Below are 21,566 nucleotides of genomic sequence, written 5' to 3'. Positions count from 1 at the left end.
AAGGCTACTTTTATCGATCCTGCACCCTTTCATCAGGAGTACCACAATGAGCACCTATGACGTCGTGATTATGGGCGCAGGCCCCGGCGGTTATAACGCAGCGATCCGCGCCGGCCAATTGGGTCTGAAAGCGGCGTGCGTGGAAGGCCGTGCCACTCTGGGCGGGACCTGCCTGAATGTTGGCTGCATGCCGTCCAAAGCCCTGCTGCATGCCTCCGAACTCTACGATGCGGCTATGGGGGCGGAATTCGCCAACCTGGGGATTGAGGTCAAACCTGTCCTCAACCTTGCTCAAATGATGAAACAAAAGGATGAAAGCGTTACCGGGCTGACCAAGGGCATCGAGTTTCTGTTTCGCAAAAATAAAGTCGACTGGATCAAGGGCTGGGGCCACATCGACGGGCCGGGCAAAGTCACGGTGACCGACAGCCAGGGCGTCAAGACAGAGCTGAGCGCCAAGGACATCGTTATCGCCACCGGTTCCGAACCCACTCCCCTGCCCGGCGTGGACATCGATAACAAACGCATCCTCGACTCCACGGGCGCCCTGTCGCTGAACGAAGTACCGAAGCACCTGGTGGTGATCGGTGCCGGGGTGATCGGCCTGGAGTTGGGCTCGGTATGGCGGCGCCTGGGTGCTCAGGTGACGGTGGTCGAATTTCTCGATCGGATCTGCCCCGGTGTAGATGGCGAAGCGGGCAAGGCCCTTCAGCGCTCATTGAGCAAGCAAGGCATCAGCTTCAAGTTGAGTTCCAAAGTCACCAGCGCCACGACATCGGCGAGCGGTGTTCAGCTCAGCGTCGAACCGGCCGCGGGTGGCACCGCCGAGTTACTTGAAGCCGATTACGTGTTGGTGGCCATTGGTCGACGCCCTTATACCCAAGGCTTGGGGTTGGAAAACGTCGGTCTCGCCACGGACAAACGCGGGATGCTCGCCAATAAGGGCCACCGCACCGAGGCCGCTGGCGTCTGGGTTATCGGTGATGTGACGTCGGGGCCAATGCTCGCCCACAAGGCCGAAGACGAAGCCATGGCCTGCATAGAACAGATCGTCGGCAAGGCCGGGGAGGTCAATTACGACCTGATCCCCAGCGTGATCTACACCAAACCGGAGTTGGCCAGCGTCGGTAAGACCGAAGAACAGCTGAAGGCCGAAGGTCGCGCCTATAAGGTCGGCAAATTTCCCTTCACCGCCAACAGCCGGGCGAAGATCAACCATGAAACCGAAGGCTTCGCCAAAGTATTGGCCGATGAGCGCACCGACGAAGTCCTCGGCGTGCACCTTGTGGGCCCCAGCGTCAGTGAAATGATTAGCGAATATTGCGTGGCCATGGAGTTCAGCGCCTCGGCCGAAGACATCGCCCTGACCTGTCATCCCCACCCGACCCGCTCCGAAGCCTTGCGCCAGGCGGCAATGGATGTGGAGGGGATGGCGACGCAGATGTAGGGCCGGAGATTGGCGGCAGCTGGTCTACCGCTTGATCGTTCCCACGCAGAGCATGGGAACGATCCTGACTCGGTCTAAAGCGGCAAATGCTCCAACGGCAATGCCCCTGGCGTCTTCACCGTGTGAATCGCAAAGTTGCTGCGGATGTCGCTCACACCCGGCAACTTCAGCAGTCGCCCGGTGAGAAAACGGTCATAGGCGCGCAAATCCGGCACCACCACTTGCAGCAGAAAATCCGACTCTCCTGACACCAGGAACGCCGAAACCACCTCAGGCAATGCCGTCACGGCCAGGCGAAAGGCTTCGGCCTGTTCATCGTTGTGTCGTTCGACTTTGACCCCGACAAACACTGTCAGCCCAAGGCCCACTTCATCTCGATCCAGATTGGCCTGATAGCCGCGAATCACTCCCGCCTCTTCCAGCATCCGTACCCGACGCAAACAAGGCGAGGCAGACAAACCGATTTCGTCAGCCAATTGCACGTTGCTCAGGCGTCCGTCCCGTTGCAGCGCCGCGAGAATCTTGCGGTCGTAGGCGTCCAGTTTCATGGTTTGGCAGATCCCGATGGTTAGATCATCATAAAGTGGCAGGTTATGCCAAATATGGAAGCTTTAGAAGCTGACTACGCAACCACCTGCCCTGCTCTTCAGCCATAGACTGATCCCACCAAATCGACAACGAATGGGGTGCAACATGGCAGGACTCTGGCTGTTTTTCATGGCACTGGCGGTGGTGTACCTGTTGCCCGGCCCGGACATGATTCTGCTGCTGCAGACCGGCGCACGTCAGGGCAAAGGCGCGGCGCTGGCCACGGCGTTGGGGCTGGGCGTGGCGCGTGGTTGTCATGTGGCCTTGGCGGCGTTGGGTTTGGCGGCGCTGTTCAAGACGGCGCCCTGGACTTTTGACGTGGTGCGCCTGGTCGGGGCCGCGTACCTGCTGTGGATCGGCATTCAGTGCCTGCGCACCACGATGCTGCCTGGCTTGAGCGGTTCCGACGCAACCACCGAAAAACCGCATTGGCGCGAGGCGATCCAGCGCGGTTTGCTGACCAACCTGCTTAACCCCAAGGCGCTGCTGTTCTGTTCGGTGCTGTTGCCCCAGTTCATTGAGCCGCATGCCGGGCCAGTGCTCGCGCAATTTGCGACACTGGGCGTGATGCTGGTCGGTGTCGGGTTGTTGTTCGACAGCGCCTACGCGCTGGTCGGCGCCGCACTGGGCCGCTGGCTGCAACGCAGTCCCTCGGCCCAGCGGGTGCAGCAGTGGTTGTTCGGTAGCCTGCTGATTGGCTTCGCGGTGCGGCTGACCTTTGTGCAGCAGGCTTGAGGCTTGAGGGTTATCGCGCTCTACGGCGGCGGCGACTGATCAGCAGCAAAGCCGCCGCCGTGATCGCCACAATAGCGCCTACCTGCACCGGTTTCTTGTAGGGCCGCAGCATCGAACGCGTAGCATCGGTGGCCTGGGTGACATAACGTTTGCTGGCGTTTTCAAAGTCGGGATAAGGGCATTGGTGACCGAAGTTCTCCGCCCAATCCACGTACGGGCCTTCTTTCACATAGCGTTGATAGAAGGCACTTTCCTCTTCAAGGCTGGTGTTCCACCCCGCCGCCGCACACAACACCGCCGCAAAAGCCTGGCTGGTATGGGGCAGATTATCGGCAGCACGACTGGCCAAAGCCGTTGCAACATAACGATAGTGGTAGCGCTCATCGGGTTGAGCAGCGCTGGCTTGCTGACGCAGGACTTCATCTTCAGCCACTAACGGGCCGACCTTTAGCTCACGGCTCTCAAGGCTGTAATTACCACCAAATGTGGCGTAATCCGGCGCCATTTCGTAGCCGAGAAGCTCCATTCCCCATCGGCGTGCCATCCCAGCGGCATTGAACAACGCCGCGGCACGTTTGGTCGGCCACCAGGCAGCGTCCGCCTCCTGACGCAACTGCCCATACGCCTTGGCCTTGTTCTGCAGATCGACGTTGTCGAAGTAAGCCGGGGCTTCGTCGTAACGTTCTTCACGCAGCAGGCGCCGCCCGAGCAAATTGCGCAGGTTCGCAGCCACCGGCAATGGCACATAATTATCGCGATCCTGCTGGCTGAGCGGCGGCGGTACCGGCACCTGAGTGTCGACGTATTGCTTGAGTTCATCGAGGGTCAGCACCCGCTCGGCCACGGTGGCTGCGTCGTACCAGTAAATGCTTTGGCTGCGATAGAGCTGATCAAAGGCTTGCAGATAATCCCCACGCTGCAGGGCCAGGATCGCGCTTTCGCCGTCGACCCGGCACTTGGGCTGCACTGTTTCGTAATCCCAGTCCGGGGTCCGTCGTTCGCCCCAAGACTCGTTCTGCGGGAAGGCCTGGGCTGCCTTGGCATAGGCCGCAGCGGCAGCGTTTTTGTCGCCATCACGCAACGCCAGTTTGGCCCGCAGCCACCACGCGAGGCCGCCGTCACCGGCCAGCTCAAGGAAGGCTTTGGCGCTGGCGTAATCGCCTTGTTGATAATTCATCGCCGCCAGGCGATCAGCGTTATCCAGGCTGCCACGGGTGCTGTTTTGCAGCAGCTTGATCAGTTTCTGTTCGTTCGGCGGCTGATCACCGAATGACCAGCCCAGTCGACTGATCAACGACGCTGTCACCAGTTGCTGCACCGCTTTGCCCTTGAGCAAACCGGCCAATTGATCGTCAGGCATCGCCGCCAGATCGGCCATCAACAGCTTCAGCGAGCTATAACCCACTGCCGAACCGTGGAGGTTCTGCGTGGCGTAGAGTTCAATGGCGCTGTCCCAATCACCCGCAGTGCGGGCTACTCGCGCTTCTTCGCCGAGGCTGGCGACACCCAGCTCCAACGGGTCGCTGAAGCCGTCGATACTCAATTGACGAGTCTGCTCGAAAGCCTTTCGAGATTGAGCCAACAGGTCGGGACCCGCGCCCGCCTCTGAACTCATGGCAAACAGTGCCCGCCCCAACGAGTAAGCCGCCCAGGTACTGCGCAACGCACGTTGATCCGCCGGCAGCGCCAGCACCTTCTGAAAGTATTCGGCGGCCAAACCATGGTCACCGGCGTTGAACGCCACAGCACCCGCCAGATAGAACATGTGCTCGGTCGGCAGATTCGAGCCTTGCTCTTCAACCTGACGGGCATCGGTCAGGCTGCGCAGCTGTTGCACCAGCGCTTGCTGTTCAGGCGTCAGACCGACCTGTTCGGCGGTGTTGCGCTGACCCGCGTAATCCGGCGCATCGCCGTAACCGTCCCCCGGAATGTTGGTGGCTGCGGTGGCATTTTTCAGTCCCGCGATGGGATGCCCGAGGCGGTTGATCTCGACGTTGAAGTTGCCTTCCGGCAGTTCCGCCAGCGACTGGCCACGGTTGTCCAGCAGGCGCATGGGGAAGTCCGGCCCGCAGGCCAGCGCCGAACCCAACGGCAGGCTGAGGCTCAGGCAAAGCACATGGCGGGGCCAGTTACGGGTGAACATTCGAACCTCCTTGATCAATATGTGCGCAGCGTGCCCAACCGATGGCGCGCTGCCCGCCGGCCGGGATTCGACCCTCGCGCAGGCGGGTGAAGGTAAGCAGATCGGGGCGCTGTTGCAACGCATAACCGGCCAATGCATCGGCGCCCTCGCAGCCCTGCACCGCCAGCGTCAGGCGTTCGGGCCAGGCGCTGTCGAGGTTGCCTTGGTTGCTGACGCTAATGTCGTAGAGGCCGTCCTGCGTCGAGAGCTTCAGCCCCACACGAGTGTCGAGCGTATCGCCACGCACCACCGCAATTAGCGTCGTCAGGCTCCAGGCCCTGCGATCATTGGCCAGCGGCAGACGAAACCAGATCAGCCCGGCCAGATGAGCCGGCGGATCGGCGCGTAACTCGGCGCCCAGCTTGCTCAACTGGAGCGGATCCGCCAGTAACTCACGGCGCTTGCCACCCCGCTCGATCGGCACTTCGCTTTCCACGACCGGCGCGCCACCGGCCCCCGGCAACAGCGCCACGCCATAAGCCGGCAGCGCCAGATAAAATGGTTTCGAGGTAATTCGGCTCCAGGCCTTGGCCCACTGCCGCGCCCGATCCGGGTCGAACAGCCCACGCCGTGGATCGCTCACCGCGTGCACCTGCAAGACGCTGCTGTCGACCGTCGCCAGCAGCGCCGGCAATTCAGGGCTGTGGAGCCAGGCCGGCAACGCGGTGATGCTCAGTGGCAATGAAGCCGGCAGAACAGCGCGTAAATGCGTGAGGAATTCGCGGTAGGCCGGTAGCCGGGCGTTACCCGCATCGTGGTCGATTTCCACGCCGGAGACGATCAGCCCCTGCCCTTGCCAATCGCTGAGTACTTGCTGGATTTGCGCGGTGACCTCGTCCTGATCCAGCCCCTTGAGCTGGCCATCCAGACGAATCACTGCAATCAGCGGCCGACCATCACGCTTGAGCAGCGCCGGATCGATCCACGCCCGGCTCCAGCCGGCCTGCGGAAACACCTGCAAAGCCAGCACGCGCAAGGTCGAGAAATCGGCACGGCTGTCGCGCAGCGCAGCGTCATGGGCCGGCGTCCATTGTCGTTGCCAGACATAGAGTTGCTGATCGAGCGGCGGCGCGTCCTGTCGCTCGCAACCGTTGAGCAGCAGCAATGCGGCGAGCAAGGCCGACAGACGAATGAAAAACACAATGACCCCTCATCCTCTGTGGCGAGGGAGCTTGCTCCCGCCGGCCGGTCCGCGTTCGGGCGCAGCAGTCACAAATGCTGCCACGGTGGCGTGTCTGATGAAATGCGGGGCTGCTTCGCAGCCCAGCGGGAGCAAGCTCCCTCGCCACAATTGATCTCTTACGAATTCCCGGCAGCCTACTCAGCCATTGGCTTGCGGGCAATGATCACCTGACTTTTCGCCACCACCGCATCCAGCGCCTGTTTGATCTGCGCGCCCCGCGGCGAGGACAGAACGGCTTGCCAGGTGTTGGCCCAATGGTTGAGCAACGGATGGTCAGCGTTGCTGAGATCAACCTTGGCCTCCCAGAACAACAGCATCCACATCGACCAATAGAACCCGTACTGGCTGTGGCTGATGACTTCCAGGCCGGCGTCGCTGACCATCGCCTTGAACTGCTCTTCGCTGATGATGCGAATGTGGTTGGGCTTCTGGAAATACTCTGGCGCGGCGATGTCTTTTTGCAGGTCTTCGGAGCTCGGGTGCGGAACGCTGAGCAAATACAGCGCCCCGGGCTTGCCGACCCGCACCAGTTCGGCGAGGAACTGCGCCGGATCGTCGACGTGTTCAATGACTTCGGTGGACACCACCCGGGTTGCGGTCGCGTCAGCAATCGGCAGCGGGTTGCAGTCCGTGACGTGGCACTCGATGCCCCGCGCCGGCGTGTCGCTCAAGCGCTTATGAGTCGCTTCAACCTTGGCCGCATCGATGTCGGCGATGATGATCTTCGCCCCGCGCATGCCGCAGAAATGCACGTTGCCACCGTCACCGCAGCCCACGTCCAGCAGGGTGTCCTCAGGGCTGACCGGGAAACCGGTGAATAGCTCACCGGTTTGCTGGTTGAACCAGCCGCTGAGCATCGCGTCGTGCAAGCCGAGCATGTACGGGTCGACTTTGTCCGGGACCGAGGGTACTGGCGTCAGCGGCTGGGTGGCAGCGGGCATGCCCGTGAGTTTCTTCAAAAGGCTCAGCATGAGGTGGCTCCAGAGGATGGGATGGCGGTTCGGGACGTGCCCAAACGTTGCACCAGCGAGGCGCCGCGATTACGCAGGGGCATTTCAATGAAGCGGTAGTTGAACTCACTCAACAGGGCGATCAGCCCGCAAGCGATCAGCAACGTCAGGATCGGCTGGCCGGCCGGGTTGGGCAGACCGACCGCCTGCAAGCGTAAGGTGAATTCACGGACCAGAAAGTAGGCCGGGATGTGGATCAGATAAATCCCGTAGGAACGGCTGCCGACCCAAGTCATCAGATTTTTCAGCAGTCCACGTGGTATCAGGTAGTCGCGGTTGTAGGACGCCACCCAAACCAGCACCGCGCTGAGCATGGCAATCACGCCGACACGGTACTGGGTAGGCTGAAATCGATCGGCCGCCAGCATACTCAGCAGCACGACGATGACCACCAGCACCGAGACGCCAGCCCATGGCCGGCGCAAGAATGTCGGTTCCCAGCGCAGATAACCAGGTCGCACACTCCACATGGCCAACAGCACGCCGAGGGCCAGTGCATCGGTTCGCACCACCATCAGCATCGGCGTGCGTGACGTCAATAGCTGCACCGCCACCAGCGCCAACAGCGCCCAAGCCAGGTACTTGCGGCAGAGCAGAATCATCAACGGAAACAACAGGTAGAACTGCTCCTCCAGAGACAGGCTCCAGTAGACGAAACTGGCACCGTATTCGTAGTGAAGGAAGCTGTCGGCGAAACGGAAATTAGCGTATTGCGCCAGCCCGGCCAGGGTGGCTTGCACATTGGCATGGAGCGAACCGAACGCGCCGGCGCGGTTGAGAAACACACAGGCCAGCAGCGTCAACGTCAACCACAACCACGCTGAAGGCAACAAACGAAAAGCTCGGCGTAGCCAGAAGTTGCGAATCTGCTGCCAGCATTCCTGGCGTGTACTGCAGCCTTGCAATGCCGGTATCAGACTGCGCGCGATGACAAATCCAGAGATGGCAAAAAACAGATCGACGCCCCACCAGAATTGCCCATAGACACTGATGGTCTGCAGCAGTGGCGACGCAAACAAGTTGATGTGCAGGTGATGGAACAGCACACCGAGCACCGCAATGCCCCGCAACAACTCGATATCCATGATCCGTTTGTTGCTCATGCTGTCCTCCTGGACGTCGCCTCAGCCTCCGTCGGTTTGCGGGCGATGATCACCTGACTCTTGGGCATGAACTGATCGAGCATCTGCTTGATCGCCAGCCCATTGGGTTGCGCCAGCAGGTCTTGCCAGGTTCTCGCCCAGCTCTCCATCAGAGGGGGGTATGGCGCGTGAATCCGGTCACGAACGGCACCACTGAGATCGTTGCCCCCGGCGCGTTCGCTGGCCCAGAAAAAAATCATGCCCATGACCCAGAAAAAGCCGCTGGATTGACGGTGCTCGATGACCAGTCCTGCGTTCTCGACAAGCTCGGTAAAGCGTTCACGGGAAAAGATCTGGATATGGTTGGGGGACTGATAGTAGCTCGGCGGCGCGATGCCTTTTTGCAAGTGCTCACCGACCGGATCCGGCACGCTGATCAAATATTGCGCACCCGGGCGCCCCATGCGCACCAGCTCAGCCATGAACTGTTCAGGCTCATCGACATGCTCAAGCACTTCCGTGCACACAATCTTGCTCGCGCAGCCATCGCGCAATGGTAGCGGCAGGCTGTTACTGACCAATCCGAGGCTGGCTACGCCAGATTCCGCCACAACGCGTCGGGCAAGGTCCTGCACCTTGTCCAGCTCGCTGTCGGTGAATATCACTGAAGCACCCTGGCGCACGGCAAACAGCGTTGAACCACCCTCGCCGCATCCCACATCCAGGAACGTGTCCTCTGCCGTGATAGCGAAGCCCTTGAGCAGTTCACCGCTGTCGTTGAGAAACCAGCCATCCAGTACTGCATCGCGCAGGCCACAGTCGCGAGGCGAGGTAGCGCCTTCGAAGACGTTCGCCGCTTGCACGGCTTCCTCCTCCTTGCGCTGGAGCTGGGCCGCCACGCGATCTACAGGTTTGCCGTGCACTTTGTGTTGTTCAAGCACATCGGCGATGAACACTTTCAACCGCGTGCAGGTACGGTCCTGGCTGCAGAATGCCTCCAGGCGGTCTATGGCATGGGCCGACATGATCGCGTAGCGCTCGCTCTCGTGTCGGGCCACTTCATAACTGGCCTGATAGGCCTGGCACAGCGACTCCCAATTGGCGGTATAGCGCAACGTGCGGTAGGCAGAGCGTGGATCATGAGGCCAGTTGGTCAGCTCTTCTGTCGACTCGACGATGAAGGTGTTATCGGCATCGACGTAGTCGCCCATCGCCGTGTTCGACGGTGCCACCGCGGGTTTGCCGCAGGACATGAACTCCATCAGCGGCAGACACTGACCTTCACCGTGGGACGTGTTCACCACGTAACTGGTTGCCTGCACCAACTGCTCGTAATCCACGTCCGCCAGATACCCGTAGATCAATACGATCCGGCAACGATAGGGCTGATTCTGGTACAGCTTGGGCAGCAGATCGCTCAGCGCCTGCCTGGCATCGAAATGGGTCAACTTCAAAACCAGCGTCGCGTCTTCCACATCACGGAATGTGGAGCAAAAAGCGCTGAGCATATCCTCCCAGTTTTTACGGCCATCGCAGGGATTGAACACCGACGTGTAGACAACGCCGTCGAGCGTCAGCTCTCGCTCACCAGCCGGTGCCTTAAAGTCAATGCCTGAGCCTGTGCGCAACGGCGCTGGAGCATAAGCCCGCAGGTCGACTGCCCGGCTATCGACCAACAGCCCCTTGAGCTTGAGTTTGACCTGGCGAGCCAGCGGCCGCCGTTCCAATTGCCGTCCCCGTGCACAGAATCGGTCCCACACCGGAGAAGGTATCGCGGTGATGGGGTAATCGGCGCCCATGGCATTGCGCACCGCATTGACCGTGTAGCTGGAATGGGTAATCGCCGCACCTGTCGAAGCCAGAACATTGCGCCAATCGTTGCGCGGATCGTCGTACCAGCTTTCGTCTGGAATGGTGCTGAATTCCCATGCAAACACCGGAACGGTCGGGCACGCATAGTGAGTGGCAGTGCGGTGGGGAGGCGAGAACGACAGAAACACGCAGGCTTCATCCCGGGCCAGGCATTCACCGTAAAGGCGGTCGACCTCCTCATCGGGGTTGGTGACTTCCAGCACCGTGCCCAGTCGTTCGAGTACCGGGCGAAATTCCTTGAGTACGAAGTAGTAACTGTATTCAGCACGGCCAAGATTCTGGGTGATGGTGCTCTGATTGGTTTCCGAATAAATCAGGATCAGCATGATGCGTTATCCGCCACGTTGACGGCCGAGGCCGTTTCCACCTCGCCCGCCATCGGTTGTCCGAGAAACGCCAGCAGGCGCGGTTGCCAGGAAGTGACCAGGCAGTAATCGTGCATGCGCGCCATGGCAGCACCCGACATGGCCTCGTAGGTCTGCGGGTGTTCCTTGACCATCGCGTAACTTTGCTGGAACGCGATTTTCAGCGAGCCCCAATCCGGCCGATATTGCCGGGTGCGATAAAGCGTGCGGACATCCTGAGGCCAAGCCGCGGGCTCGGCGCTGGACTTGACCACGAACGCCACGGTTTCGTCGATGTAGTCCTCCATGGCACTGTGATTTGGCGCGATGGCCGGCGTGCCGCGGGCCATGAACTCCATCAATGGAAGACACAGTCCTTCGCAATGTGAGGCGTTCACGTAGAAGCTCGCAGCCTGGTAAAGCCGAGCCGATTGCGGCTCATCCAGTTCGCCATGCAACACAACCACTCGACAGGCAAACGGTGAAAGCTGTCTAAGCACGGTGAGCACTTCGACGTAATAAGTCGCAAGATCGGCCTGGGTGATTCTCAACACCAGCGTGGCGTCGGGCGTGTCACGAAACGCCCAACAAAACGCCGAGATCAGTCGCGGCCAATTACTGCGGCCATCCTTGGGGTCGAACGCACTGACATACACCACGCCATCGACCCGGGTTTCGGCCCGCTGGCCGAGGTCCGGCAAATCGAGTGGTGGCGCTGCAGGTATGGGTAACGGACCCGCCACGCCCGGCAGGTACCTGGCCAGCCGCGAACGCAAGGTGTCCGATAAAAGATCTTGAACGCCTTCCCAATACCACTGCTTCAGATACTGGATTCGATGGCCACCCTCCGGCAGTGACGAGCCACGAACAATGTCCCGAACCCAGGCCCGCAGATAGTGCTTGGCAATAATGAAGCGTCGATGTGGCGTCAGGGGTGGAGGCTTCAGCGCCTCAATGCGCGCCAGCTCTTCAGCGGTAGGCACCGGTGGAAGCAGATCGTCGGCGCGCAGCCCAAGCACCCGCGTATCGAGAATGCAGCCGGTGATATCAACGGTGGTCCCGGGGTTAATCGGCACCTGCTGCACGGGTTCGCCAGAGATGGCGAAATCTTGCCAAAGCGGCACGGGCAGGACCAGCACCGGGAAGTCCTCGCCCAACGCTTTACGGATCGCCCGCGCGGCATGGCTCGAGAGCGTGATGACTCGACCGTGAATACCAAGGATACGACGCCAGTCTTGCTGCGGGTCGCTGCTCTCTTGTTCAGCGGGAATCGAGTCGAACTCCCAGGCCACCACGCACACGGTCGGGCAGCTCAGGTCAGTGGGAGTGTCATGTGGCGCGGCGAACGAGAGGAAAAGACTTTCCTGATGCTCTTGCGACAGTCGCCGGGCAAGGGGGTCGACCTCGGCGATCGACGCCACGATATGAACGCTTCCAAAGCTTTCGAGCACCCGTCGGTAAGCCTGGAGGATAAACGCATAATCGTATTGAGGACGACCGACTGTTTGACGAGTCAGGCTATCGTTCACGGCCGAGTAAAGAATGAAATTCATAGCATTCCACAGTGAAACTGCCATCCCGGCAGTCCCACTTCAGGACGGTAGAGCAACGGATAGAGCCAGGTATCGCCTGTGCCCTTCCATCATCTTTTGCCCGTCTACGTTCTTGTTTTAGTGGTCAGTTTCGCGGAGTTTCAGAACAACCCTGCCGAACCCTGGGCGATCGTGACGAGGGGCATTCTAAACACATCCGTTAAGGGTTCGTGAACCGCCCGACGAGAAAAACAGGGCTACGCTAACGAGAACTGACCGGTCACGGCGGGACCTGTTGAAATTGCTTCGTAATTGGCACAGATTGGCTACCAAACAACTACAACAACGACTTCGCCTGTCTTTCGACCCTGTAATCCACCCGGTCTGTAAGACATCTCCATCAAGCCTGTGGGGAATGGACGAGGTTTTATGATCAAGGGAGTCGCTGCTTGAAAAAGCGTCTGTTCGTGACGGGTCTGAGTGGATTCGTAGGACAACACATCCAATCCCGACTGAAGGCTGATACCTCGGAGTGGGAGCTGCTGCCTGCCCCTTCCCGGTACGATCTCGCACAGCCAGAAAGCCTTGAAGGCCTGTGGCCAGAGATGCCCGACGCGGTCATTCACCTGGCCGGCCAGACCTTCGTTCCCGAAGCCTTTCGTGATCCGGCACGTACGCTCAATATCAACCTGCTGGGCACCCTCAACCTGCTTCAAGCCCTCAAGGCCCGCGGCTTCAACGGTACCTTCCTGTACGTCAGCTCCGGTGACGTCTATGGCCAGGTCAACGAAACCGATTTGCCCATCACCGAGCACCAGCCACCCTGCCCGCGCAACCCTTATGCCGTGAGCAAACTGTCGGCGGAGTTTCTGAGCCTGCAATGGGGCCTGAGCGAAAGCTGGCCGGTGCTGGTCGCTCGTCCGTTCAACCACATCGGCACCGGGCAGAAGGACAACTTCGTCATCGCCAGCGCGGCGCGGCAGATCAGCCGGATCAAACAAGGCCTGCAAGCACCGCAACTGGAAGTCGGCGACATCGATGTCACTCGCGACTTCCTCGATGTGGGGGACGTGGTATCGGCCTACCTGGCGTTGTTGGAAAAAGGCGCGCCGGGGCAGGTCTACAACATTTGCTCGGGGCGCGAGCAGAGCATTCGCAGTTTGATCGAACAGCTGGGGGACCTCGCCCAGGTCGATATGCAACTGATTCAGGATCCGGCGCGTCTTCGCCGTGCGGATCAGCGTCGCGTTTGTGGCAGCCACGCCAAGCTTGCCCAGACCACAGGATGGACGCCTGAAATCACAACACAACAATCCCTGCGGGCGATCCTGTCCGACTGGGAGAAGCGAGTACGACAAGAATGACAAAAAGTGCATTGATCACAGGGATCACCGGTCAGGACGGCGCGTATCTGGCCAAACTGCTGCTCGACAAGGGTTACAAAGTCTTCGGCCTGGTGGCGCGGCGCAGCAGCGATTCGCGTTGGCGGCTGCGCGAGACGGGGATCGAGAACGATATCGTCTATCTGGACGGCGACATGGCCGATGCCTGCTCGGTGCAGCGCGCGGTGATCAAGTCGGCGCCGGACGAGGTCTATAACCTGGCGGCACAAAGCTTTGTCGCCGCTTCCTGGGATCAACCGGTGACCACCGGCATCGTCGACGGCCTGGGCGTGACTCATCTGCTCGAAGCGATCCGCCAGTTCAGTCCGCACACCCGCTTCTATCAGGCGTCCACCAGCGAAATGTTCGGCTTGATTCAGGCCGAGCAGCAGGACGAAAACACGCCGTTTTATCCGCGCAGCCCTTACGGCGTGGCCAAACTCTATGGCCACTGGATCACCGTGAACTATCGCGAAAGCTTCAACCTGCACGCCAGCAGCGGAATCCTGTTCAACCACGAATCACCACTGCGCGGCATCGAGTTCGTAACCCGTAAGGTCACCGACGCCGCCGCTCGTATCAAACAGGGCAAACAGCAGGAGCTGCGCCTGGGCAACATTGATGCGAAACGGGATTGGGGATTTGCTGGCGACTATGTCGAAGCCATGTGGCTGATGCTGCAACAGGACAAGCCTGACGATTATGTGGTTGCCACCGGGGTGACCACCACCGTGCGCGAAATGTGCCGCATCGCCTTTGATCACATCGGCCTCAATTACCGCGACTACGTGAAAATCGACCCGGCGTTTTTCCGCCCGGCCGAGGTAGAAGCGCTGCTTGGCAACCCGGCCAAGGCCCAGCGCGTGTTGGGCTGGAAACCAAAAACCGATCTGGACACCTTGATCCGCATGATGATGGATGCGGACATGAAACGCGTTGCCAAGGAGTAGGCCATGCTGATTCCCGTGATTCTCTCCGGCGGTGCCGGGACCCGTTTGTGGCCTGTGTCCCGTGAAGGCCATCCCAAGCCGTTCATGACCCTGCCCGACGGTCAGTCGCTGCTGAGTAAAACTTATCGGCGTGCGGCCGGTTTGCTCGATGGCTGGGGCGATATCGTCACGGTGACCAACCGCGACTATTACTTCCAGAGCAAGGATCACTATCAGGGTGCGCACCTGGAGCGTCATCGCGGGCATTTCCTGCTCGAGCCGACGGGCCGCAATACGGCCCCGGCCATCGCGGCGGCAGCCCTTTCGCTACAAGCCCTGCACGGCGACGAAGCAATCATGGTGGTGATGCCCGCCGATCATCTGATCCTCAACGAAGACGCGTTGAAAAGCGCGGTCGAGCACGCCGTGACGCTAGCCAAGGCCGGTCATCTGGTGACCTTCGGCGTAGTACCGACAGCCCCGGAAACCGGCTTCGGCTACATCGAAACCGGTGCCCCGCTGGATGATAAAGGCGCCGCCAAGGTGCAGCGCTTCGTCGAGAAACCCGACCTGCAAACCGCCACGCATTATCTGGAGAGCGGTAATTTCCTGTGGAATTCGGGGATGTTCTGCTTCTCGATCGCCACACTGCTGGCCGAGTTGCATCTTCATGCGCCCCAACTGCTTGAACAGGCTCGGGCCTGCATGGCCGCCAGTGCACCGGTGGAAACCGCAGGCTGCCTGCAACAGGAATTGTCGCCAACACACTTCGCCGAAATCACCGACATCGCCATCGACTACGCCTTGATGGAACGCTCCGACAAAGTGGTCGTGGTGCCGGCCAGTTTCGACTGGAGCGACATAGGTTCCTGGGGCGCCGTGGCGGCGCTGGTGCCGGCCGATGCACAGAACAATCGCGCCAGCGGCGACGCGATCTTCATCGACAGCCACAACAACTTCATCCAGAGCGAAGACCGGTTGGTCGCCGCAGTGGGTGTGGATAACCTGATCATCATCGACACCGCCGACGCGGTGCTGGTGGCCCACGCCGACCGCGCCCAGGATGTGCGCCGGGTAGCCCGGCAGCTCAAGGACGAAAAACACGAAGCCTATCGCCTGCATCGCACCGTCAGCCGACCTTGGGGCACCTACACCGTGCTCGAGGAAGGGCCGCGCTTCAAGATCAAACGCATCGTGGTCAAACCCGGCGCCAAGTTGTCGTTGCAGATGCACCACCACCGCAACGAACACTGGGTGGTGGTCGAAGGTATGGCCAAGGTCACCAACAACGGTTCCGGGTCGCACCTGGTGGCCAAGAACGAGTCGACGTTCATTGCCGCCGGGCACAGGCACCGCCTGGAAAACCCCGGCGTGATCGACCTGGTGATCATCGAAGTGCAAAGCGGTGAATACCTGGGAGAAGACGATATCGTTCGCTTCGAAGACCAATACGGCAGGACGGTTTGAATGCTGCTTTCCCTGTATCGTTCGCTGTGGAGCTATCGTGGTTTCATCCTCGGTAGCGTCAAGCGAGAGTTTCAAGCGCGTTATCGCAATTCGCTGTTCGGTGCCCTGTGGACCGTACTCAACCCACTGTCGATGATCATCGTCTACACGGTGATTTTCTCCCACATCATGCGCGCACGTTTGCCGGGTGTGGATGACGGCATGGCCTACAGCATCTATCTCTGTGCCGGGTTGCTGACCTGGGGTCTGTTCTCGGAAATCACCCTGCGCAGCCAGAACATGTTTCTGGAAAACGCCAACCTGCTGAAGAAAATCAGCTTCCCCAGAATCTGCCTGCCGGTGATCGTGCTGTTCAATGCCGGCATCAATTTCGCGATCATCATCGGGCTGTTCCTGGGCTTTCTGCTGATCACCGGGCGCCTGCCGGGCATGGCCCTGCTGGCGTTGCTACCGCTGATGGCGCTGCAGGTGATGTTCTGCGCCGGGCTGGGAATGATCCTCGGCGTGCTGAACGTGTTCTTTCGCGATGTCGGGCAACTCTTCGGCATCTGCCTGCAATTCTGGTTCTGGCTCACGCCGATCGTGTACCCGATGAGCATCCTGCCCGAGTGGGTCCAGCGGCTGTTGCAACTCAACCCGCTAACGAACCTGATTGGCAGTTACCAGAACCTGTTCCTCTACGGCCAATGGCCGGTCTGGAGTTCGCTGTTGCCGATCTTCGTGATCGGTCTGTTGTTCTGCGTGATCGGGCTGCGACTGTTTCGTCAGCGGGTCGGCGAAATGGTGGATGAACTCTGATGGGACACATACGCGTGACCGGCCTGGGCAAGGCCTACAAGCAATACGCCACGCGCTGGAGCCGACTGGCCGAGTGGCTGATCCCGTTTTCGCCGATCCGTCATCGCCAGCACTGGGTGCTGCAAGACGTGGCGTTCGAGATCGCTCCCGGTGAAGCGGTGGGCATCGTCGGGGTCAATGGCGCCGGTAAAAGTACCTTGCTGAAGATGATCACCGGCACCACCCAACCCACCTGTGGGCAGATCCAGCTCGAAGGCCGCGTCGCCGCCCTGCTGGAACTGGGCATGGGTTTTCACCCGGAATTCACCGGTCGGCAAAACGCGGTCATGGCCGGGCAATTGCTGGGCATGCAGGTCGAAGAAATCGAAGCCCTGATGCCGGAAATCGAACACTTCGCGGAAATCGGCGAAGCCATCGACCATCCGGTGCGCACCTACTCCAGCGGCATGCAGATGCGTCTGGCGTTCAGCGTGGCCACCGCCCGGCGCCCGGACATCCTGATCGTCGATGAAGCACTGTCGGTGGGCGATGCCTACTTCCAGCACAAGAGCTTCGAACGCATCCGCAGCTTCCGCAAGGCCGGCACCACGTTGCTGATCGTGTCCCACGATCGCTCGGCGATTCAGTCGATCTGCGACTCGGCGATCCTCCTGGAAAACGGTCGCATGGCCATGCACGGCAAACCCGAAGCCGTCATGGATTACTACAACGCCCTGCTCGCCGAGCGTGAAGGCCAGACAGTGCGTCAGGAAATCCTCGCGGACGGCCAGGTGCAAACCGTTTCCGGTACCGGTGAAGCCGGGATCCTCAGCGTACGCATGCTGGATGAGCGCGAACGCGCCATCGATGCCGCCGAAGTCGGCCAGCCGGTGGTGCTTGAGGTGCAAGTCGAAGTGCGCCAAGACATCGAACGCCTGGTACTGGGTTTCATGATCAAGGATCGCCTCGGCCAGGCCATGTACGGCATCAACACCCATCGTCAGGACCTCGCCCTCACCGATCTACAAGCCGGCGAGCGCCTGACCTACCGCTTTGCCTTCGTCATGGGCCTGGGCAAGGGCAACTATTCCGTGGCCCTGAGCCTGTCGCGGCTGGACTCGCACCTGGACCGCAATTTCGAGTGGCGCGACTACGGCCTGGTGTTCCACGTGATCAACAACCGACACGAAGACTTCGTCGGCTGCTCGTGGCTGGCGGCAAAAACCACCATTACTCGCGCGGCCGAATCGATTGTCTCGGAGAACACGCCATGACGCGTCTTCTGGTGGAATGCACGTACGTGTTCCAGCACCCCAAGGTCAATTCGGGCATTCAGCGGGTGGTGCGCAACGTCATCAATCAGTTGCCTGAGCGCGTCGATGGCGTTGAGTGCATCCCGGTGGTGATGCTCAGAGGCAAGCTCTACCGGGTGTTGAGCCTGGCCCCTTTGGACATACCGCTTTTCAATGGGCTGATGGAGTTCGGTGGGCGTCTGGAGCGTTTGGCTCATCGTTTCTGGCAATTGCACCAGCGCCTCGACAAACGCTGCACATCGCGATGGACCCGGCGCGCGCTGTACGCGGCTTACCGCCTCACGGCGCTGGCGGGTTTCAGCGTACCGCTGCGCCTGATCGATCAAATCAATCAATATCAACTGCCCAAACGTTGCTCGCCGCTGCAGCATCAACCGGGCGATCAGTTAGTGCTGCTGGATTCGTCCTGGCACGCCGATTTCTTCCCGTTGGCCGAACAACTCAAACGCGAAGGCGTGGGCATTGTCTCGGTGATCTACGACCTGATTCCCCTGACCCACCCGCAGTTCTACGACACGCGACTGGTGCAGATTTTCAACGAGTGGTTCGACTGGATCACCCAAACCGCCGATGGCTACGTGGCGATTTCCGCCACGGTACGCGATCAGTTACGCGATGAACTGCATCGTCGAGTGGGTCCTGCCAGGGCCGATGCCTTGTGGTTCGACTATTTCCACCTGGGCTCCGAGCTGGACCTGCACGAAAAAAACGCCGCCGTCGAAACACGCCTGACACGGCTGTTCGATACCCCGGAACCGGTGTTCCTGATGGTCAGCACCATCGAGCCGCGCAAGAACCACGACTACTTGCTGGATGCCTTCGAACTCGCCTGGGCCGCCGGCTCGAAAGCCCGGTTGTGCATCGCCGGGCGCATTGGCTGGAAGTGCGATGCCCTGCTCGCCCGGGTGCGCAATCACCCGGAGCTGAACAAACGCCTCTTCATGTTTAACGACCTGAGCGACACCAGCCTCGAACACGCCTATTCCCACGCCAGTGCGCTGGTGTTTCCCTCCTACGTCGAAGGCTTCGGCCTGCCACTGGTGGAAGCCATGCAGCGCGGCTTGCCGGCCATGGGCAGTGACATCCCGGTCTTCCGTGAAATAGGCGGCGAGTTCATGGCGTACTTCGACTTGACCGAACCACAAAGCCTGGCCGATCTGGTTGCTCGATTCGAGCGCAGCCAACAATTCCCGGCCGCCCGCAATGTGGCGGACTGGCGCTGGATCGGCTGGCGTGAAGCCAGTGCGCAACTGGCCGAACGAACCCTGCGCAACCTTGCGCAAACACCCGTGGTGCAAGAGAAGCAACATGCGAATTGCCCTTAACGCCCGAATTCTCCAGGCTCCGCGCACCGGTATCGGCCATTACGTCGCCGAACTGGTGAATGCCCTGGCCGGTGAGCCGGACATCGAGCTGTCGCTGTTCCATGGCTGGGGCTGGAGTTCTTCGTTACCCGATGCGGCCATGCCGGGTTATTCGCGACTGACACCGTTGCTGCGGCAGATACCCGGGGCGTATGAGGCGCGACGCTGGCTGACGCAGAAACGCTTCGATCAAGGACGCTCCCGGGCCATCGATCTTTATCACGAGCCCAGTCTGTGGCCGCTGTCATTCGACGGCCCGACGGTCATCACCCTGCATGACCTGACGCACTTGCACTATCCCGAAACGCAACCACCGGCACGCCTGCGAGAAATCGAGCGGCGACTGGCCGATGGCGTGCAGCAGGCGCAGCTGATTCTCACCGACTCGCAGTACATCGCCGACGAAGCTCAAGACTATTTCGCCCTGCCGGCCGAGCGTTTTGTGGTCGCCCCGCTAGGCGTGGCGGCACGTTTCCACCCACGTGAACCCGAGGCCATCGATGCGGTGCTCAAGGCTCATGGGGTTGAGATGCGGGAATACTTCCTCTGCGTTGGCACTCTGGAGCCACGCAAGAACCTGACCCTGGCCCTGCGCGCCCACGCCCAACTACCGGAAGCGTTGCGTCAGCGTTTTCCGCTGTTGATCGTCGGCATGGCCGGCTGGCAGCGCGAGCAATTCAGCGATGAGCTGCATCAGGCATTGGCAAAAGGTCATGTGTGTTTGCTCGGCTATCTGCCTGACGAGCAGGTCGCGCAGCTGTTGGCGGGCGCCCGGGCGCTGATTTTTCCGTCGCTCTATGAAGGCTTCGGCCTACCGGTGCTGGAGGCCATGGCCAGCGGCACGCCGGTCATCCTGACCCGACGCTCGGCCATGCCCGAAGTCGCAGGCGTTGCGGGCAACTATATTGAACCTGACGATCCCGACGGCTTGCGCGATGTCATGCGCCATCTGATCGACGATCAAACACTTTGGCAGGCATGCCGAAAAGCCGGATTACAGCAGGCAAGGCTTTTTTCCTGGGAGCGTTGCGCGAAGGTCACCGCCCGCGCCTACCGCCAGGCTATGGGAGGTTGAATGCGAGTTCTTCATTTTTTCAAGACGTACCTGCCTGACTCGGTCGGCGGGATCGAACAAGTCATCTTCCAGTTATGTGAAAGCGGCGCCCAGCACGGTATTGAAGGTCAGGTGCTGACCCTCAGTGCCGATCCGACACCGCCGGTGGTGCAGCTCGGGCAGCACGAGGTCCATCGGGCCAAACTCGACATTCAGTTCGCTTCCACAGGCTTTTCTTACAGCGTCTTCAAACAATTTCGCGAAATGGCCGCTGAGGCAGACGTGGTCAATTACCACTTCCCGTGGCCGTTCATGGACCTGGTGCATTTCCTCAGCAACATGAACAAGCCCAGTGTGGTGACCTACCACTCGGACATCATTCGCCAGAAACACCTGCTCAAACTTTACCGGCCACTGATGAACCGCTTCCTCGCCAGCGCTGACCGGATCGTCGCCGCCTCCCCCAACTACCTGCACACCAGTGATGTGTTGCAGCAGTTTCAGGACAAGACCCGGGTCATTCCCTATGGCCTGAACAAGGCCGGTTATCCACAGCCCGACAACGAACGCATGGACCATTGGCGGCAAACGCTTGGGGATAAGTTTTTCCTGTTTGTGGGCGTGATGCGCTATTACAAAGGCCTGCACATTCTGCTCGACGCCTTGAAAGACGTGGATTACCCGGTGGTCATCGTTGGCGCCGGGCCGCTGGAAGCCGAACTGCATGCTCAAGCCGCAGCATTGGGTTTACGCAATATTCACTTTCTTGGGCGTCTGGGGGACGAAGACAAAGTCGCACTGCTGCAACTGAGTTACGCCATCGTATTTCCGTCGCACTTGCGCTCCGAAGCGTTCGGCATCTCGCTGCTTGAAGGCGCGATGTACGGCAAACCGATGATCTCCAGCGAAATCGGCACCGGCACCAGCTACATCAACATCCACAACGAAACCGGGCTGGTGGTGCCGCCAAGTCATCCACAGGCGTTCCGTGAGGCCATGCGCACGCTGTGGGAAAACCCGACGCTTGCAGCCGAAATGGGCGTGAAGGCAGAAGCCCGTTATCGGCAGCTGTTCACGGCTGACGAAATGGGCCGCAAGTGGACGGAGTTGTATCAGGACCTACTGGAAGAGAAATCTCTGTCCTACGCCTAAACCTGCGGGACCGGACTTTTGTGGCGAGCGAGCTTGCTCGCGCTGGGCTGCGTAGCGGCCCCAGGATTCTGGCAATCTATTGCCGAATTTGTGAGTGCTGCGCACTCAAGCGGGAGCAAGCTCCCTCGCCACAAAAGCCATTCCCGCATTGGA

17 protein-coding genes and 1 pseudogene are annotated in these 21,566 nt (G+C 60.3%); 10 read left to right on the top strand and 8 right to left on the bottom strand.

Translation table 11 applies throughout. From position 1 onward, the window contains the following. The first annotated feature begins 46 nt into the window (after positions 1-46). The gene (gene lpdA, locus CKW20_RS07070; protein WP_095052309.1) at positions 47-1,447 is read left to right on the top strand and encodes a dihydrolipoyl dehydrogenase; all 1,401 of its coding nucleotides are present in this window, start codon (positions 47-49) and stop codon (positions 1,445-1,447) included. A 74-nt stretch (positions 1,448-1,521) separates the two neighbouring features. Here the strand turns inward: lpdA and CKW20_RS07065 are convergent, their stop codons facing one another. After that, on the bottom strand, positions 1,522-1,995 hold the full coding sequence (locus CKW20_RS07065; RefSeq protein ID WP_095052308.1) for an Lrp/AsnC family transcriptional regulator: 474 nt from the start codon (positions 1,993-1,995) through the stop codon (positions 1,522-1,524). Between the two features lie 145 nt (positions 1,996-2,140). Here CKW20_RS07065 and CKW20_RS07060 point away from each other — a divergent pair, with 145 nt between their 5' ends. Next, positions 2,141-2,770: a LysE family translocator gene (locus tag CKW20_RS07060; RefSeq protein WP_095052307.1), complete on the top strand. Its 630-nt coding sequence runs from the start codon at positions 2,141-2,143 to the stop codon at positions 2,768-2,770. Positions 2,771-2,780: 10 nt separating this feature from the next. Here the strand turns inward: CKW20_RS07060 and CKW20_RS07055 are convergent, their stop codons facing one another. The 7 genes and pseudogenes from CKW20_RS07055 to CKW20_RS07025 form a co-directional block, all read right to left on the bottom strand. Continuing rightward, positions 2,781-4,913 carry a hypothetical protein gene (locus CKW20_RS07055; RefSeq protein WP_095052306.1) on the bottom strand — a complete coding sequence of 711 codons (2,133 nt, stop codon included), beginning with the start codon at positions 4,911-4,913 and terminating at the stop codon, positions 2,781-2,783. Beyond that, complete coding sequence (locus CKW20_RS07050) at positions 4,900-6,096, bottom strand: DUF3142 domain-containing protein (protein WP_095052305.1); 1,197 nt, start codon at positions 6,094-6,096, stop codon at positions 4,900-4,902. Before CKW20_RS07050 ends, CKW20_RS07055 begins: the two co-directional genes overlap by 14 nt. Positions 6,097-6,269: 173 nt before the next feature. Further along, positions 6,270-7,106, bottom strand: a complete 837-nt coding sequence (locus tag CKW20_RS07045) for a class I SAM-dependent methyltransferase (protein WP_095052304.1) — start codon at positions 7,104-7,106, stop codon at positions 6,270-6,272. After that, positions 7,100-8,248: an acyltransferase gene (locus CKW20_RS07040; protein ID WP_095052303.1), complete on the bottom strand. Its 1,149-nt coding sequence runs from the start codon at positions 8,246-8,248 to the stop codon at positions 7,100-7,102. The genes CKW20_RS07045 and CKW20_RS07040 overlap by 7 nt, the downstream gene beginning before the upstream one ends. Beyond that, the gene (locus CKW20_RS07035) at positions 8,245-9,090 is read right to left on the bottom strand and encodes a class I SAM-dependent methyltransferase (RefSeq protein ID WP_256585010.1); all 846 of its coding nucleotides are present in this window, start codon (positions 9,088-9,090) and stop codon (positions 8,245-8,247) included. Before CKW20_RS07035 ends, CKW20_RS07040 begins: the two co-directional genes overlap by 4 nt. A gap of 57 nt (positions 9,091-9,147) precedes the next feature. Further along, positions 9,148-10,425, bottom strand: a pseudogene (locus CKW20_RS07030) (glycosyltransferase); the annotation flags it as partial. Continuing rightward, positions 10,419-11,996 carry a glycosyltransferase gene (locus CKW20_RS07025; protein ID WP_371857408.1) on the bottom strand — a complete coding sequence of 526 codons (1,578 nt, stop codon included), beginning with the start codon at positions 11,994-11,996 and terminating at the stop codon, positions 10,419-10,421. The pseudogene CKW20_RS07030 and the gene CKW20_RS07025, both read right to left, overlap by 7 nt. Before the next feature lie 428 nt (positions 11,997-12,424). Here CKW20_RS07025 and CKW20_RS07020 point away from each other — a divergent pair, with 428 nt between their 5' ends. Genes CKW20_RS07020 through CKW20_RS06985 form a run of 8 tightly spaced genes read left to right on the top strand, consistent with a single transcriptional unit; the run spans position 12,425 to position 21,413 of the window. Then, complete coding sequence (locus tag CKW20_RS07020) at positions 12,425-13,339, top strand: GDP-mannose 4,6-dehydratase (protein ID WP_095052301.1); 915 nt, start codon at positions 12,425-12,427, stop codon at positions 13,337-13,339. Beyond that, complete coding sequence (gmd, locus tag CKW20_RS07015) at positions 13,336-14,307, top strand: GDP-mannose 4,6-dehydratase (RefSeq protein ID WP_095052300.1); 972 nt, start codon at positions 13,336-13,338, stop codon at positions 14,305-14,307. The genes CKW20_RS07020 and gmd overlap by 4 nt, the downstream gene beginning before the upstream one ends. Positions 14,308-14,310: 3 nt before the next feature. Beyond that, on the top strand, positions 14,311-15,753 hold the full coding sequence (locus CKW20_RS07010; RefSeq protein ID WP_095052299.1) for a mannose-1-phosphate guanylyltransferase/mannose-6-phosphate isomerase: 1,443 nt from the start codon (positions 14,311-14,313) through the stop codon (positions 15,751-15,753). Further along, positions 15,754-16,551 carry an ABC transporter permease gene (locus CKW20_RS07005; RefSeq protein ID WP_095052298.1) on the top strand — a complete coding sequence of 266 codons (798 nt, stop codon included), beginning with the start codon at positions 15,754-15,756 and terminating at the stop codon, positions 16,549-16,551. After that, positions 16,551-17,804, top strand: coding sequence for an ABC transporter ATP-binding protein (locus tag CKW20_RS07000; RefSeq protein WP_095052297.1), 1,254 nt, complete (start codon positions 16,551-16,553; stop codon positions 17,802-17,804). The genes CKW20_RS07005 and CKW20_RS07000 overlap by 1 nt, the downstream gene beginning before the upstream one ends. After that, the gene (locus CKW20_RS06995) at positions 17,801-19,168 is read left to right on the top strand and encodes a glycosyltransferase family 1 protein (protein ID WP_095052296.1); all 1,368 of its coding nucleotides are present in this window, start codon (positions 17,801-17,803) and stop codon (positions 19,166-19,168) included. The genes CKW20_RS07000 and CKW20_RS06995 overlap by 4 nt, the downstream gene beginning before the upstream one ends. Next, a complete protein-coding gene (locus CKW20_RS06990) occupies positions 19,152-20,282 on the top strand; it encodes a glycosyltransferase family 1 protein (protein WP_095052295.1) in 1,131 nt (376 codons plus the stop codon). Before CKW20_RS06995 ends, CKW20_RS06990 begins: the two co-directional genes overlap by 17 nt. Next, complete coding sequence (locus CKW20_RS06985; protein ID WP_095052294.1) at positions 20,283-21,413, top strand: glycosyltransferase family 4 protein; 1,131 nt, start codon at positions 20,283-20,285, stop codon at positions 21,411-21,413. Positions 21,414-21,566 lie beyond the last annotated feature (153 nt).

Source organism: Pseudomonas sp. Irchel s3b2 (assembly GCF_900187445.1).
Classification (GTDB): domain Bacteria; phylum Pseudomonadota; class Gammaproteobacteria; order Pseudomonadales; family Pseudomonadaceae; genus Aquipseudomonas.
This window is presented reverse-complemented; position numbering and strand designations above follow the sequence as displayed.

Coding starts and splice junctions, on each gene's coding strand:
- lpdA (WP_095052309.1), top strand. CDS start 47: ATGAGCACCTATGACGTCGTGATTATGGGCGCAGGCCCCGGCGGTTAT.
- CKW20_RS07065 (WP_095052308.1), bottom strand. CDS start 1,995: ATGAAACTGGACGCCTACGACCGCAAGATTCTCGCGGCGCTGCAACGG.
- CKW20_RS07060 (WP_095052307.1), top strand. CDS start 2,141: ATGGCAGGACTCTGGCTGTTTTTCATGGCACTGGCGGTGGTGTACCTG.
- CKW20_RS07055 (WP_095052306.1), bottom strand. CDS start 4,913: ATGTTCACCCGTAACTGGCCCCGCCATGTGCTTTGCCTGAGCCTCAGC.
- CKW20_RS07045 (WP_095052304.1), bottom strand. CDS start 7,106: ATGCTGAGCCTTTTGAAGAAACTCACGGGCATGCCCGCTGCCACCCAG.
- CKW20_RS07040 (WP_095052303.1), bottom strand. CDS start 8,248: ATGAGCAACAAACGGATCATGGATATCGAGTTGTTGCGGGGCATTGCG.
- CKW20_RS07025 (WP_371857408.1), bottom strand. CDS start 11,996: ATGAATTTCATTCTTTACTCGGCCGTGAACGATAGCCTGACTCGTCAA.
- gmd (WP_095052300.1), top strand. CDS start 13,336: ATGACAAAAAGTGCATTGATCACAGGGATCACCGGTCAGGACGGCGCG.
- CKW20_RS07010 (WP_095052299.1), top strand. CDS start 14,311: ATGCTGATTCCCGTGATTCTCTCCGGCGGTGCCGGGACCCGTTTGTGG.
- CKW20_RS07005 (WP_095052298.1), top strand. CDS start 15,754: ATGCTGCTTTCCCTGTATCGTTCGCTGTGGAGCTATCGTGGTTTCATC.
- CKW20_RS07000 (WP_095052297.1), top strand. CDS start 16,551: ATGGGACACATACGCGTGACCGGCCTGGGCAAGGCCTACAAGCAATAC.
- CKW20_RS06995 (WP_095052296.1), top strand. CDS start 17,801: ATGACGCGTCTTCTGGTGGAATGCACGTACGTGTTCCAGCACCCCAAG.
- CKW20_RS06990 (WP_095052295.1), top strand. CDS start 19,152: ATGCGAATTGCCCTTAACGCCCGAATTCTCCAGGCTCCGCGCACCGGT.
- CKW20_RS06985 (WP_095052294.1), top strand. CDS start 20,283: ATGCGAGTTCTTCATTTTTTCAAGACGTACCTGCCTGACTCGGTCGGC.